The organism is Demequina sediminis, from assembly GCF_039545075.1.
Taxonomy (GTDB): Bacteria; Actinomycetota; Actinomycetes; order Actinomycetales; family Demequinaceae; genus Demequina; species Demequina sediminis.
Genome location: NZ_BAABRR010000008.1, coordinates 59,990 through 73,194, shown reverse-complemented (window position 1 = coordinate 73,194; position 13,205 = coordinate 59,990). Strand labels below are relative to the sequence as shown.

General features: G+C 70.2%; 13 protein-coding genes. All 13 read left to right on the top strand.

Annotated features, from left to right (window positions below):
* Nucleotide 1 precedes the first annotated feature (1 nt).
* The 13 genes from ABEA62_RS08630 (at nt 2) to lgt (ending at nt 13,085) form a co-directional block, all read left to right on the top strand.
* A complete protein-coding gene (locus ABEA62_RS08630; protein ID WP_286216677.1) occupies nt 2-184 on the top strand; it encodes a ubiquitin-like protein Pup in 183 nt (60 codons plus the stop codon).
* 15 nt (nt 185-199) lie between these two features.
* Complete coding sequence (gene pafA, locus ABEA62_RS08625; protein ID WP_286216153.1) at nt 200-1,609, top strand: Pup--protein ligase; 1,410 nt, start codon at nt 200-202, stop codon at nt 1,607-1,609.
* Nucleotides 1,610-1,645: 36 nt separating this feature from the next.
* Nucleotides 1,646-2,566, top strand: a complete 921-nt coding sequence (locus ABEA62_RS08620) for an FKBP-type peptidyl-prolyl cis-trans isomerase (protein ID WP_286216151.1) — start codon at nt 1,646-1,648, stop codon at nt 2,564-2,566.
* The gene (gene hisF / locus ABEA62_RS08615; protein ID WP_286216149.1) at nt 2,566-3,336 is read left to right on the top strand and encodes an imidazole glycerol phosphate synthase subunit HisF; all 771 of its coding nucleotides are present in this window, start codon (nt 2,566-2,568) and stop codon (nt 3,334-3,336) included. Before ABEA62_RS08620 ends, hisF begins: the two co-directional genes overlap by 1 nt.
* The gene (locus ABEA62_RS08610) at nt 3,333-5,201 is read left to right on the top strand and encodes an ABC transporter ATP-binding protein (protein ID WP_345379644.1); all 1,869 of its coding nucleotides are present in this window, start codon (nt 3,333-3,335) and stop codon (nt 5,199-5,201) included. The genes hisF and ABEA62_RS08610 overlap by 4 nt, the downstream gene beginning before the upstream one ends.
* An 8-nt stretch (nt 5,202-5,209) precedes the next feature.
* On the top strand, nt 5,210-6,973 hold the full coding sequence (locus ABEA62_RS08605) for an ABC transporter ATP-binding protein (protein ID WP_345379641.1): 1,764 nt from the start codon (nt 5,210-5,212) through the stop codon (nt 6,971-6,973).
* 95 nt (nt 6,974-7,068) lie between these two features.
* Nucleotides 7,069-7,425, top strand: coding sequence for a phosphoribosyl-AMP cyclohydrolase (gene hisI, locus ABEA62_RS08600; RefSeq protein WP_286216145.1), 357 nt, complete (start codon nt 7,069-7,071; stop codon nt 7,423-7,425).
* Complete coding sequence (locus ABEA62_RS08595) at nt 7,422-9,005, top strand: anthranilate synthase component I (RefSeq protein ID WP_345379639.1); 1,584 nt, start codon at nt 7,422-7,424, stop codon at nt 9,003-9,005. Before hisI ends, ABEA62_RS08595 begins: the two co-directional genes overlap by 4 nt.
* A gap of 29 nt (nt 9,006-9,034) precedes the next feature.
* Nucleotides 9,035-9,271, top strand: coding sequence for an HGxxPAAW family protein (locus ABEA62_RS08590; RefSeq protein WP_286216143.1), 237 nt, complete (start codon nt 9,035-9,037; stop codon nt 9,269-9,271).
* A 73-nt stretch (nt 9,272-9,344) separates the two neighbouring features.
* Nucleotides 9,345-10,154, top strand: a complete 810-nt coding sequence (gene trpC, locus ABEA62_RS08585; protein WP_286216674.1) for an indole-3-glycerol phosphate synthase TrpC — start codon at nt 9,345-9,347, stop codon at nt 10,152-10,154.
* Nucleotides 10,151-11,362, top strand: a complete 1,212-nt coding sequence (gene trpB, locus ABEA62_RS08580) for a tryptophan synthase subunit beta (protein ID WP_286216142.1) — start codon at nt 10,151-10,153, stop codon at nt 11,360-11,362. The genes trpC and trpB overlap by 4 nt, the downstream gene beginning before the upstream one ends.
* Nucleotides 11,359-12,159: a tryptophan synthase subunit alpha gene (trpA, locus tag ABEA62_RS08575; RefSeq protein WP_286216141.1), complete on the top strand. Its 801-nt coding sequence runs from the start codon at nt 11,359-11,361 to the stop codon at nt 12,157-12,159. Before trpB ends, trpA begins: the two co-directional genes overlap by 4 nt.
* Nucleotides 12,156-13,085: a prolipoprotein diacylglyceryl transferase gene (gene lgt, locus ABEA62_RS08570; protein ID WP_286216139.1), complete on the top strand. Its 930-nt coding sequence runs from the start codon at nt 12,156-12,158 to the stop codon at nt 13,083-13,085. The genes trpA and lgt overlap by 4 nt, the downstream gene beginning before the upstream one ends.
* The last annotated feature ends 120 nt before the right edge of the window (nt 13,086-13,205 follow it).

The window sequence follows — 13,205 nt, the reverse complement described above, 5'->3', positions numbered from 1 at the left end:
CATGGCCCAGATCAATGCTCAAGGACAGCCCTACGAGGACGACGCACCCGAGCCCGAGGCGCCGACAGCCGCCACGCAGGCCAGCACGGACGCGATCGATGACCTCCTCGCGGAGATCGACGGCTCGCTGCAGGTCAATGCCGAGCAGTTCGTGCGCTCGTTCGTGCAGAAGGGCGGCGAGTAGCCCCGCGCTGCACCCATGATCGCCACCGACATCCCGCCGCCGCTCGAGGTCGACCCCGCGCGGCGCATCTTCGGACTCGAGACCGAGTTCGGCCTTCACCTCGACACCGGTGCGGGCCGTCCCGTGACGCCCGAGGAGGTCGCGGGCCACCTGTTCCACTCCGTGGTCCAGTGGGGGCGGTCGTCGAACGTGTTTCTCACCAATGCGTCGCGCCTCTACATCGACGTCGGGGCACACCCCGAGTACGCGACCGCGGAATGTGACACCCTCACGGACCTGATCGCGCTCGACAAGGCGGGGGAGAGGATCGTCCACGACCTCATCGCTCGAGGCGAGGAGCGGCTGCGTGCCGCGGGGGTCGACGGCACCATCCACCTCTACAAGAACAACACCGACTCCGCGGGCAACAGCTATGGCTGCCACGAGAACTACCTGGTGCGCAGGCGCGCCGACTTCAAGGCGTTCGCGTCTGCGCTGCTGCCGTTCCTGGTCACCCGGCAGATCGTCACGGGGGCGGGATGCATCACGCGCACCCCGTCGGGCGCGCACTACAGCTTCTCGCCGCGCGCCGATCACATGTGGGAGGGCATGAGCTCGGCCACCACGCGGTCGCGTCCCATGATCAACACGCGCGACGAGCCGCACGCCAACGCCGAGCTTTACCGGCGCATGCACGTGATCGTGGGTGACTCGACCATGGCGGAGCCCACCACGCTCGTCAAGATGGGCACGACCGACCTCATCCTGCGCCTCATGGAGGCGCGCGTGGTGATGCCCGAGCTGACGCTCGCGCGCGAGATGCAGTCCATCCGCGACGTTGCGCATGACCTCCCGGGTCGCGCGACCGTCGAGCTCGCCGATGGCCGCCACCTCACCGCGGTCGAGGTGCAGCAGACGTACATCGACCTGGTGCGCTCCCATCTGGGCGGCGTCATCGCGGTCACCCCCGAGGTCGAGGACATCCTCGACCTGTGGCAGCGCGGCGTCGACGCCGTGCGCACGCAGGACTTCTCGGCCGTCGAGACCGAGCTCGACTGGGCGATCAAGCACCGCCTAGTGATGCGCTATCGCGATCGGCTGGGCTGCGACCTCGGTGACCCGCGTCTCGCGCGGCTCGAGCTCGCGTTCCACGACGTGTCGCCCGACCGGGGCCTGTACTACCGGCTCCAGGCACAGGGACTGGTGCGGCGCATCGTCACCGATGCCGCGATCGAGCGTGCGATGACGACCGCGCCGCAGACCACGCGGGCGCGCCTGCGCGGCCAGTTCGTCGAGCGCGCGCTGGCCGTGGGTCGCGACTTCACTGTCGACTGGGTGCATCTCAAGATTGCGGGCTCGTCGGGAACGACGGTCCTGCTCAAGGACCCCTTCCGCCACGAGGACGCTCGCGTCGACACGCTCCTGGACGCGCTGACCCTCGCGTAGGGGCACGTAGACTCTTACGGTCCCGAAAGGAAAAACATGCGTCGTCTTGCCGTGTTCACGCTCGCCCTCGTGGCGGGTGTGCTGGCGGCCTGCACTCCGGCCGCGGAGCCGGTCGAGCCCACCGCGACGCCGATGGGCGACATCTCGGACATTGTGATCGGCGGCTCCGACTCGCTCGCGCCGTCCCTCGAGTTCACGCCCGGCCTGTCCTACGGAACGGAACAGTCGCGTGTCGTGTGGGACGGCGAGGGCAGCTACCTGCAGTCGGGGCAGCCGCTCTTGCTCGACATCTACGGGGCCTCTCTCGACGACGGCACGACGCTCATCAACACCTACGACGGACTGCCGAGGTCATTCATCCTGGCCCCCGAGGTGGTGGGCGAGGAGCTCTATACGCGGCTCCTCGACGTGCGCGTGGGAGCGCGTCTGCTCGTGGTCGCTCCGCCCTCGTTCGACTCGGATGGCGAGCCGCCGATCGCCATGGTGGTCGACGTCCTCTCCGACCGCGCCGAGGGCAACGAGGTTGCCCCGAACCCAGATCTTCCTGCGGTGACGCTGGACGTCACGGGTGAGCCCTCGATCGAGTTGCCCGAGGGCGAGCCGCCGGCCGAGCTCACGGTCGCGACCCTCATCCAGGGCACCGGCCCGCAGGTGCGCGCGGGCTCGTACCTCACCGTCAACTACACCGGCTGGTACTGGTCGGATGGCAGCGACGCCGATGGCGAGTGGTCGGCGGGCGACGTCCTCGATTCGTCGTGGCCGATCGAGGCGGCTCCTTTCGAGCTGCAGATCGGCTCGGGTCAGGTGATTCGCGGCTGGGACGAGGGACTCCTCGACCAGACCGCCGGTTCGCAGGTCCTGCTGGTGGTGCCCGCCAGTTACGGCTACGCGACCAAGGGCACTCTCGTCTTCGTCGTGGACATCCTCGACGTCTGGAATCCGGAAGGAAGCGGCTGATGGGTGTCGCCGTTCGTGTCATCCCTTGCCTCGATGTCGATGCCGGCCGCGTGGTCAAGGGCGTCAACTTCGAGAACCTGCGCGACGCGGGCGACCCCGTCGAACTGGGAGCGGTCTACGGCGCGGCAGGCGCGGACGAGCTCACGTTCCTCGACGTCACCGCGTCCTCATCCGACCGTGAGACCACCTTCGACGTGGTCAGGCGGACCGCCGAGCAGGTCTTCGTGCCGCTCACTGTCGGCGGCGGCGTGCGCTCTCCGGAGGACGTCGACAGGCTCTTGCGCGCAGGCGCGGACAAGGTGGGGGTCAACACGGCCGCGATCGCGCGTCCCGAGCTGATCTCCGACATCGCCAGAAGGTTCGGCAACCAGGTGCTCGTGCTGTCCGTCGATGCGCGCCGCTGCCGTCCGGGCACCGTGACGCACTCGGGATACGAGGTCACCACCCATGGTGGCCGCACCGGCACCGGCATCGACGCGATCGAGTGGGCGCGCCGCGGGGCCGAGCTGGGCGCGGGGGAGATCCTGCTCAACTCGATGGACGCGGACGGCACGACGGACGGCTTCGACCTCGAGATGCTCTCCCGCGTGCGCGAGGAGGTGCGCGTGCCCCTTATCGCCTCGGGCGGCGCGGGCACGGTCGACCACTTCGTGCAGGCCGCCCGCGCGGGTGCCGACGCCGTGCTCGCGGCATCGGTCTTTCACTTCCGCACGCTCACCATCGGGGAGGTCAAGGACGCGATGCGCGCCGCCGGAATCGAGGTGCGATGACGCCCCGCGATCAGGCCACGCGATACGCGCTGTCCGGGCGGTTCACCCACAAGGCGAGCCAGTTGCTCGCCCATGCGGTTCGTGACCAGCCGCTGCACTTCGGGGTGGCGGTCGCCGCGGCCGCGGCCTTCAGCCTGCTCACCGTGGCATTCGGAACCCTGCTCGGCGAGATCACCGACCAGGTGGTCATCCCCGGGGTGGCGGGCGAGCCGATCGAGGGCTACTGGGGAACGCTGACCCAGGACCCCTCGACGGCAATCTGGCTGGCAGGTGCCGTGTTCCTCGGCATCGGCGTGCTCAACGCGATCCTCGTGGGCGTGCGCCGCACGATGCAGGGATTCGCCGTGGCCGGCGTGGGTGCGCGCCACCGCAGGGTGGTGGCCGATGCCCTCGCGTCGCTTCCGCTCGGATGGCACCGCTCGAACCCGTCGGGCCGCATGCTGTCCGCGATGTCCTCGGACTCCGAGACCGCGACGTCCCCGCTGCACCCGTTCGCCTTCACCGTCGGCTCGTTCGTCATGATGATCGCCGCGGGAGTGACGATGTGGCGCATGGACCCGTGGCTCGCTCTCACGGGTCTCGCGGTCGTGCCCGTGATCTTCGCGATCAATGTCGCGTATGAGCGCGTCATCACGCCCCGCTGGGACGCGGGCCAGAGCCTGCGCGCCGACGTGTCGACCATCGCCCACGAGAGCTTCGAGGGCGGCACAGTGGTCAAGGCGCTCGGCGCCGAGGCACGGGAGACGGAGCGCTTCGCGCGCGTCACGAACGGGCTGCGTGACGCCGACACCAAGGTGGGCCACACGTCGGCCTGGTTCGAGCCGCTCATGGACCTCATCGTTCCGCTGGGAGCGGTCGCGCTCATGGTGGTCGGGGCGTTGCGCGCGTCCGAGGGAGCGGTGTCGGTCGGCAACGTCGTGTCCGCGATCTACCTGGTGACGCTCATGGCGGTGCCCATCCGCGGGCTCGGATGGGTGTTGGGTCAGATGCCGCAGGCGCTCGTGGCGTTCCGTCGTGTGGGCGAGATCGCGACGGCGGCCACCGAGGTCGACGAGCCCGGTCACGTCACGATCCCGACGTCGGGTGCGGCCGCGCTGACCTTCGACCGCGCCTCGATCGGGGCGGACGACGGCGACGGCGAGCTCTCGGTCATCCTGCGTGACATCACCCTCGACCTGCGGCCGGGAACCGTGACGGCGCTCGTCGGCTCGACGGGCTCGGGCAAGTCGACCCTGGCGCTCGCCGCTGCTCGCCTCGCGCGGCCCGTCGAGGGAGAGGTCGACCTCGACGGCACCGACCTCGCGACCATCGCGCGGCTCGGCGACCACGTCGCACTCGTGCCGCAGACCGCGTTTGTCTTCGCCGGCACCGTGCGTGACAACGTCACGCTGGGCGAGGACTACGACGACTCCCAGGTGTGGGACGCGCTGCGCCGCGCGAATGTCGTGGACGTGGTCGAGCGGCTGTCGCGCGACGGCCGCACGGGACTCGATGCGGTGCTCGCCGAGCGCGGCATGAACCTGTCCGGCGGTCAGCGGCAGCGGCTCGCGCTCGCACGTGCCTTGGTGCGACGCCCGCGCGTGCTGGTGCTCGACGACGCCACGAGCGCGGTCGACCCGCGCGTCGAGCGCGAGATCCTCACGGGGCTGGCAGGCGAGGACGGTCCCACCGTGCTCGTCATCGCGTATCGCCTCGCGTCGATCACCCTCGCCGACCACATCGTCCACCTCGACCGGGGACGGGTGGTGGACTCGGGCACTCACGCGGACCTCCTCGCCCGTGACCGTGGCTATCGCGAGCTGGTGCTCGCCTACGAGGAGGACTCGAAGCGTCAGGCAGAGGAGCAGGCGGGGTACGTGGGATGAGCGACGACATGACCACGCGGCACCTCCTGCGCCGCGGGCTCGAACTGAGCCCCGAGTTCCGTCGCGGACTCGGCGTGACCCTCGCCCTCGCGGCCGTCGCCGCGACGGGTCGCGCCGCGACGCCCTTCCTGACACAGCGCATCACCGACCTCGGCCTGCTCGCGCCCGGCGGGGTCGACATGGAGGTCGTGGTCCTCTATGCGCTCGGCGGCGTCGTCGTGCTCGTGATGTCGGCGATGGTTGCGTGGCGCGTCAGGCGCCGCATGGTCGCCGCGTCCGAGGCGGGCCTCGCGACGCTGCGCATCAGGGCGTTCGGCAAGGTGCACGAGCTGTCGGTGCTCACGCAGAACGAGGAACAGCGCGGCCGCTACGTGTCACGCGTGACGGGCGACGTCGAGACCATCCGCGACCTCATGCAGTGGACCGGCGCGGCGATGATCATCTCCGCGATGGAGTCTGCCGTCGTGTTCCTCGTGATGCTGCTGTACTCGTGGAAGCTATCGCTCCTGGTGCTCCTGGCCTTCATCCCCATGGTGATGTCGCTGTTGTGGATCCAACCCCGTGTGCGCGCGGCCTTCCAGACGGTGCGCTCGCGCATGGCGGACCTGCTGGGTCGGGTCTCCGAGCAGCTCGTGGGCATCTCGACCATCCGGGCCTACGGCGTGCAACAGCGCATGCGCGACCAGCTCGGCGAGGAGATCGACGGAATTCTCAAGGCGGAGAAGCGCGCGTCCCTGCTCGCCTCGCTGAACTTCTCCTCGACCGTGCTGGGTCAGTCCCTCGCGACGGGCATCGCGCTCATCGGCGGCACCCACCTCGCGCTGCGCGGCGAGATCACCGTGGGCACGGTCGTGGCCTTCGCGTTCCTCGTCTACATGTTCTCGGGACCGCTGATGTGGATCATCGAGATGCTCGCGGAGATGCAGCGCGCGATCGTCGGCTGGCGGCGCGTCGTGAGCCTGGTCGATGAGGAACTCACCGTCGCGGACCCGGGAGGCGATGGCACCCCGATCCCGCACGGTCGCGGAGACCTGCGCATCGAGGGCGTGCATCTCACGTACCCCGGCGGCCCCGAGGTGCTGAGGGGAATCGACCTCGAACTCCCCGCGGGGCGTCGCCTCGCACTCGTGGGGCAGACGGGATCGGGAAAGACCTCGCTCGCGAGGCTCATGTCCCGCTTCTTCGATCCGACCGAGGGCACCGTGCGCGTGGGCGGCGTCGACCTGCGCGACGTCCCGATGGACTCGCTGCGACGCTCCGTCGCGGTGGTGCCCCAAGAGGGGTTCCTGTTCGACGGCACGCTGCGCAGCAACCTCGCGTACGCGCTGCCGGACGCGTCCCACGATGACCTCGAGCGCCGCTGCCTCGCGGCCTTCGAGTCGCTCGGACTCGACGGCTGGATCCAGCGGCTGCCCGCGGGCCTCGACACGCACGTGGGTCCGCGCGGAGAGCTGCTCTCCGCCGGCGAGCGCCAACTCGTGTCGATCGCGCGGGCGTATCTGCGCGACCCCGACCTGCTGATCCTCGACGAGGCGACATCGGCCGTCGACCCCGCGACGGAGGTGCGCATCTCGCGCGCCCTCGAGTCTCTCATGCAGGGCCGCACCGCGGTGGTCATCGCCCACCGGCTGTCGACCGCGGAACGTGCCGACGTGGTGGGCGTGATGGAGCAGGGCGAACTCGTCGAGCTCGGCCACCACGACGACCTCGTGGCAGCGGGGGGCATCTACGCGAGCCTGCACGCCGCGTGGGTCGCGCAGACCAGGGACTGACGCGACACGGCGAGATCGCCGCGCGACGCCGTCCCGGCATCGTCGCGTCGCCCTCTCGGCGCGTGGCCGCGTCCGCTCGTGGAAGGATGGTCGCCATGCCGCTCGACGTTGACATTGCCGCGCGCCTCAAGCGCGATTCCGCCGGACTCGTGTGCGCCGTGGTGCAGCAGCACGACACGCGCGAGGTGCTCATGGTGGCGTGGATGAATGACGATGCCCTGCACGAGACCCTCACGAGCGGTCGCGCGGTCTACTGGAGCCGCTCGCGCGGCGAGCTGTGGCGCAAGGGCGACACGTCGGGACACGCCCAACGCGTGGTGCGCGTGTCGCTCGACTGCGACGGCGACGCCCTGCTGGTCGAGGTCGACCAGACCGGACCCGCATGCCACACCGGGACACGTACGTGCTTCGAGGCGGGCGGCGATCTTGGCGCGGTGGAGGGGGCGGCATGACCCGCGTGACGCCCGAGTGGGGCGAGACCTGGCCGTCGCTTGACGGCTTCATTGACCTGGGCGCGTCGCATCGGGTCGTGCCCGTCGTGCGACGCCTGCTCGCCGACTCCCTCACGCCCGTCGCCGTCTATCGCGCCCTCGCGCAGGAGCGTCCCGGCACGTTCATCCTCGAGTCCGCTGAGCCGGACGGGTCGCGTGCGCGGTTCTCTTTTGTGGGCGTGCGCTCGCGCGCGATGCTCACCGTCGATGGGGACGATGCGCGGTGGTCGGGTGACGTGCCGGTTGGCCTCGCCGACGGTGCGCCGCTGACGAGCATTCGCGCGGCATTGGGCGAGCTCGCCTCCGAGGCGATCGAGGGACTGCCGCCGCTCACGGGCGGACTCGTCGGAGTGCTCGGCTGGGACATCATCCGCCAGTGGGAGCCCACGCTGCCCATGAAGGCGCCCCGCGAGGTCGACGTTCCCGACGTGCTGCTGCTGCTCGCGACGGACATTGCGGCGATCGATCACCGCGACGGATCGGTGTGGCTCATCGCGAATGCGGTCAACGTCGATGCACGGGAGTCGGGCATCGAGGGTGCCTACGAGGCGGCAGTGGCGCGGCTCGACCGCATGCAACACGAGCTCGAGGGGGCGACGGCGGGCCCGGTATCCATCCTGGGGCCGGGCGACGAGCCGGAGATCACGCAGCGCAGCGCGCCGGGGGAGTACGAGCATGCCGTCGAGTTCGCCAAGGAGGCGATCCGTGACGGCGAGGTGTTCCAGATGGTGCCCTCGCAGCGTTTTGACGTGCCGTGCGACGCGAGCCCTCTCGAGGTGTATCGCGTGCTGCGCACCCTCAACCCGAGCCCGTACATGTACTACTTCCAGCTCGAGGACGATCGCGGACGCGAGTTCGCGGTGGTGGGCGCGAGCCCCGAATCGCTGTGCTCGGTGCAGGATGGCCGCGTCTCGACGTTCCCGATCGCGGGCTCGCGACCGCGCGGGGCGTCGGTCGAGGAGGACCGCAGGCTCCAGGAGGAGCTCCTCGCCGATCCGAAGGAGATCGCCGAGCACGTGATGCTCGTCGACCTCGCGCGCAACGACCTCGTCAAGGTCTGCGAGCCCACCTCGGTCGAGGTGGCCGAGTTCATGGCCGTCAACCGCTACTCGCACATCATGCACATCTGCTCGACGGTGGTCGGCACGCTCGAGCCGCAGTACGGCGCGCTCGACGCGTTCACCGCGGTGTTCCCGGCGGGCACGCTGTCGGGAGCGCCCAAGCCGCGTGCGATCACGCTGATCGACGAGATCGAGCCGACCCGGCGCGCGTTCTACGGCGGCGCGGTGGGCTATCTCGACTTCGCGGGCAACATGGACATGGCGATCGCGATCCGCACGGCACTCATCGCGGACGGCGTCGCACACGTGCAGGCGGGCGCCGGAATCGTCGCCGACTCGGTTCCCGCGACCGAGGCCGCGGAGACGCGCCACAAGGCCGCCGCGATGATTCGGGCGATCGCGACCGCGTCGCGCCTGGTGGACGCGCCGCCCGCCGCGTCGCCGGGGTCAACGTCCGCACCCGTGCCTTCGCTAGACTGACGCCGTCCCTCAGTACCCAAGGAGTCCCCATGTCGAGCGTCCACCTGGAGCCGCAGGATCTGCCCGAGATCGCCCCGCACAACCACGGCCGCACCGTCGCCGCCTGGGTCACCAACACGGGTCTCGTGATCGCCGCGATCCTTGCCGCGGTGGGGATCGCCATTCCCGTCCACGCGGTGACGTTCACGGGCATCGGCCTCGCGGTGCTGTCCCTCGCCGCCGGCGCGGTGCTGCGCGCGCTGGGCCACGGACAGCCCCTCGCGTGAGCCGCACGTCGCGGTGGGCACGTCGGTTGGCGTCCCGTCGCGGCGGTAGCATGGGCGCATGGGAGAGGGTGGAATGACCGTGCTCGACAGCATCGTCGCAGGTGTGCTGGAGGACCTCGCGGTCCGCAAGGAACTCACCACGATGGATGCCCTGAAGGAGCGCGCCTCGCGGCTGCCCAGCGCGATTGACGCTCGCCAGATCCTGGCACGCGACGAGGTCGCGATCATCGCCGAGGTCAAGCGCTCGAGCCCCTCCAAGGGTGACCTGGCCGAGATCACCGATCCCGCGCTGCTCGCGACTGAGTATGAGGCGGGAGGCGCGTCCGTCATCTCGGTGTTGACCGAGCAGCGCCGCTTCAACGGCTCGCTGTCCGACCTCGACGCGGTCCGCGCGAAGGTCGACGTCCCGATCCTGCGCAAGGACTTCATCGTCACCCCGTACCAGGTATGGGAGGCGCGTGCGCACGGCGCCGACGTCGTGCTGTTGATCGTCGCCGCCCTCGAGCAGATGGCGCTCGAGAGCCTCATCGAGCGCGTGCATTCGCTCGGCATGCTCGCCCTGGTCGAGGTCCACGACGAGCACGAGGTTGCCCGTGCCGTCGACGCCGGTGCCACCGTGATCGGCGTCAACGCGCGCAACCTGCGCACGCTCGAGGTCGACCGCGGCACGTTCGCCCGCGTCGCACCCACGATCCCCGACGGCGTGCTCAAGATCGCCGAGTCGGGCATCCGCGACAGCCACGACGTGGTCGAGTACGCGCGCCTGGGGGCCGATGCCGTGCTTGTGGGCGAGGCGCTGGTCAAGGACCGTGACCCCCGCGCGACCGTCGCGGAGATGGTCGCCGCCGGAGCCCACCCCGCGCTGCGGTCGGTGCGCCCGTGACCGAATCGCTCCAGGCGGCCCCCGGGCCGTACTTCGGTGACTTCGGCGGGCGCTTTGTCCCCGAGGCGCTCGTGGCCGCGCTCGATGAGCTCACCGACGCGTATGAGAAGGCCAAGGTCGACCCCGAGTTCGAGCGAGAGCTCACGAGGCTCGCACGGGACTACACGGGCCGTCCGTCGATCGTCACCGAGGCGCCCCGGTTTGCCGCGCACGCCGGGGGAGCGCGGATCATCCTCAAGCGCGAGGACCTCAACCACACCGGCTCGCACAAGATCAATAACGTGCTCGGACAGGCGCTGCTGACGAAGCGCCTGGGCAAGACCCGCGTGATTGCCGAGACCGGAGCGGGTCAGCACGGCGTCGCGTCCGCGACCGCCGCCGCGCTCATGGGTCTCGAGTGCACGGTCTACATGGGCGAGGAAGACACGCGTCGCCAGGCACTCAACGTCGCGCGCATGAAGTTGCTCGGCGCGACGGTCGTTCCCGTGACGTCCGGCTCGCGCACCCTCAAGGACGCGATCAACGAGACGTATCGCGACTGGGTCGCGAACGTCGAGACGACCAACTACCTCTTCGGCACCGCCGCCGGGCCGCACCCGTTCCCGGCGATGGTGCGCGACTTCCAGCGGGTGATCGGCGTCGAGGCCAGGGCGCAGATGCTCGAGCGCGGCGGCCTCCCTGATGCGGTCATCGCGTGCGTGGGCGGCGGGTCGAATGCGATCGGCATCTTCGACGCGTTCCTCGACGACTCGGACGTGCGCCTCATCGGATGCGAGGCCGGCGGGCTCGGCCTCGAGTCGGGCCACCACGCTGCCACCATCGCGGGCGGTGCGAGGGCGGGCGTGCTGCACGGCTCGCGGTCGTTCATTCTGCAGGACGCGGACGGCCAGACCATCGAGTCGACCTCGATTTCCGCGGGGCTCGACTACCCGGGCGTGGGACCCGAGCACGCGTTCCTCGCCGACATCGGTCGGGCCGAGTACTGGGCGGTGACGGACGCGGAGGCGATGGAGGCCTTCCAGTTGCTGTGCCGCACCGAGGGGATCCTGCCTGCCATCGAGTCCTCGCACGCGCTCGCCGGCGCGATCAAGCTCGGCCGCGAGCTGGGACCCGAGGCGACCATCCTCGTGAGCCTGTCCGGCCGTGGCGACAAGGATGTCGAGACCGCCGCACGGTGGTTCGGAATGCTCCCGGAGGAGAAGGCGTGACGTTCCTCACCGACAGGCTCGACGCGGCTCGAGCCCAGGGTCGCGCCGCGCTCATCGGCTACCTGCCGGTGGGATACCCCGACGTCGAGCGTTCCGCGCGCGCGATGGTCGCGATGGTCGAGGCCGGCGTCGATATCGTCGAGGTCGGGGTGCCCTACTCGGACCCCGTGCTGGACGGCGCGACCATTCAGCAGGCCGCCGAGGCCGCGCTCCAGCGCGGCGTGCGGGTCCGTGACGCGTTCACGGCCGTGAAGGCCGTGGTCGACGCGGGCGCACCCGCCGTCGTGATGAGCTATGCGAACCCGATCTTCCAGTACGGAGTCGAGCGTTTCGCCGACGACCTGGTCGCGGCGGGCGGTTCGGGGGTGATCCTGCCCGACCTCACTCCTGACGTCGCGGGGGAGTGGCTCGCGGCCGCGTCCGCTCGGGGCCTCGAGACGATCTTCCTGGTGGCACCCTCCTCGACGCAGGAGCGCCTGCACTACACCGTGGCCCACACCACGGGCTTCGTCTACGCCGCGTCCCTCATGGGCGTGACGGGCGAGCGCGCATCGGTGGGCGCCGCCGCGGAGCAGCTGGTGGCCGACACCCGCGCCGCCGGAGCCGAGCGCGTCTGCGTCGGACTCGGCGTCACGACGGGGGAGCACGCGCGGATGGTCGGCGCGTATGCGGATGGGGTGATCGTGGGATCGGCCCTGGTGCGCTGCCTCCTCGAGCACGAGGATGAGGACGATGCCCTGGCCGCCCTGCGGGTGAAGGTCGCCGAGCTCGCGGACGGCGTGAGGAGCGCGCGATGACGACGTCGATTCCCAGCCCTCCCGTCGAGTGGAGCGCAATCAGCATCGGCCCCCTCACGATCCACGCGTACGCGCTGTGGATCCTGCTGGGCATCTTTGTCGCCCTGTGGCTCACGACGCGCCGCTGGGTCGAGCGGGGCGGTGATGCGGAGGTCGTCAGCGACATCGCCTTCTGGGCGATCCCGTTCGGAATCGTCGGCGGTCGCATCTATCACGTGGTGTCCTCCCCTGGCGCCTACTTTGGCGAGGGCGGCAACCCCTGGGCCGCGCTGCGCATCTGGGAGGGCGGCCTGGGCATCTGGGGCGCCGTCGCGCTGGGCGCGCTGGGTGCATGGATCGGCGCGCGCCGCGCCGGAGCGAGCTTCACGGCCTTCATCGACGCGGCCGCCCCCGGCGTGCTCATCGCTCAGGCGATCGGCCGCATGGGCAACTACTTCAACCAGGAACTCTTCGGCGGTGCCACGACGCTGCCGTGGGGTCTCGAGATCGACCCGGCGTTCCGCCCCGAGGGATACGAGCAGTTCGCGACGTTCCACCCGACCTTCCTCTACGAACTGCTGTGGAACCTCGCGGGCGCCGCACTCATCATCTACCTCGATCGTCGCCTCGACCTGCGTGGCGGCAGGGTCTTCTGGCTCTACGTGATCGTGTACGTCTCCGGCCGCCTGTGGATCGAGGGCGTGCGCATCGACGAGGCCGTCACGATCGCGGGGCTGCGCATCAACGAGTGGGTGTCGATCGTGGTGCTGTCCGGAGCGGTCGCCGCGTTCACTATCCTGGGTGTGCGGCAGCGTGCTGCCGCCGAGCGGCCGCCACGGTCGCAACTCGCGGCGCAGGCCTCCCACCCCGAGGACGAGCCGGAAACGGATGCCGACACTGTGTCCGATGCCGCCGACACCCCCGGCGATCACCCCACGGGCGCCTAAAGCGGGATTCACGCGCCTGCCGCCGTTCGCGGTAGGCTGAACGCCCGTGTCAACACCGGGTCGACGGCGCCCCGAAATCAACGATGTCCCCGCATGTCTGGGGACGCTTAAGGACGGTGT

Coding starts and splice junctions, on each gene's coding strand:
- ABEA62_RS08630 (WP_286216677.1), top strand. CDS start 2: ATGGCCCAGATCAATGCTCAAGGACAGCCCTACGAGGACGACGCACCC.
- pafA (WP_286216153.1), top strand. CDS start 200: ATGATCGCCACCGACATCCCGCCGCCGCTCGAGGTCGACCCCGCGCGG.
- ABEA62_RS08620 (WP_286216151.1), top strand. CDS start 1,646: ATGCGTCGTCTTGCCGTGTTCACGCTCGCCCTCGTGGCGGGTGTGCTG.
- hisF (WP_286216149.1), top strand. CDS start 2,566: ATGGGTGTCGCCGTTCGTGTCATCCCTTGCCTCGATGTCGATGCCGGC.
- ABEA62_RS08610 (WP_345379644.1), top strand. CDS start 3,333: ATGACGCCCCGCGATCAGGCCACGCGATACGCGCTGTCCGGGCGGTTC.
- ABEA62_RS08605 (WP_345379641.1), top strand. CDS start 5,210: ATGACCACGCGGCACCTCCTGCGCCGCGGGCTCGAACTGAGCCCCGAG.
- hisI (WP_286216145.1), top strand. CDS start 7,069: ATGCCGCTCGACGTTGACATTGCCGCGCGCCTCAAGCGCGATTCCGCC.
- ABEA62_RS08595 (WP_345379639.1), top strand. CDS start 7,422: ATGACCCGCGTGACGCCCGAGTGGGGCGAGACCTGGCCGTCGCTTGAC.
- ABEA62_RS08590 (WP_286216143.1), top strand. CDS start 9,035: ATGTCGAGCGTCCACCTGGAGCCGCAGGATCTGCCCGAGATCGCCCCG.
- trpC (WP_286216674.1), top strand. CDS start 9,345: ATGACCGTGCTCGACAGCATCGTCGCAGGTGTGCTGGAGGACCTCGCG.
- lgt (WP_286216139.1), top strand. CDS start 12,156: ATGACGACGTCGATTCCCAGCCCTCCCGTCGAGTGGAGCGCAATCAGC.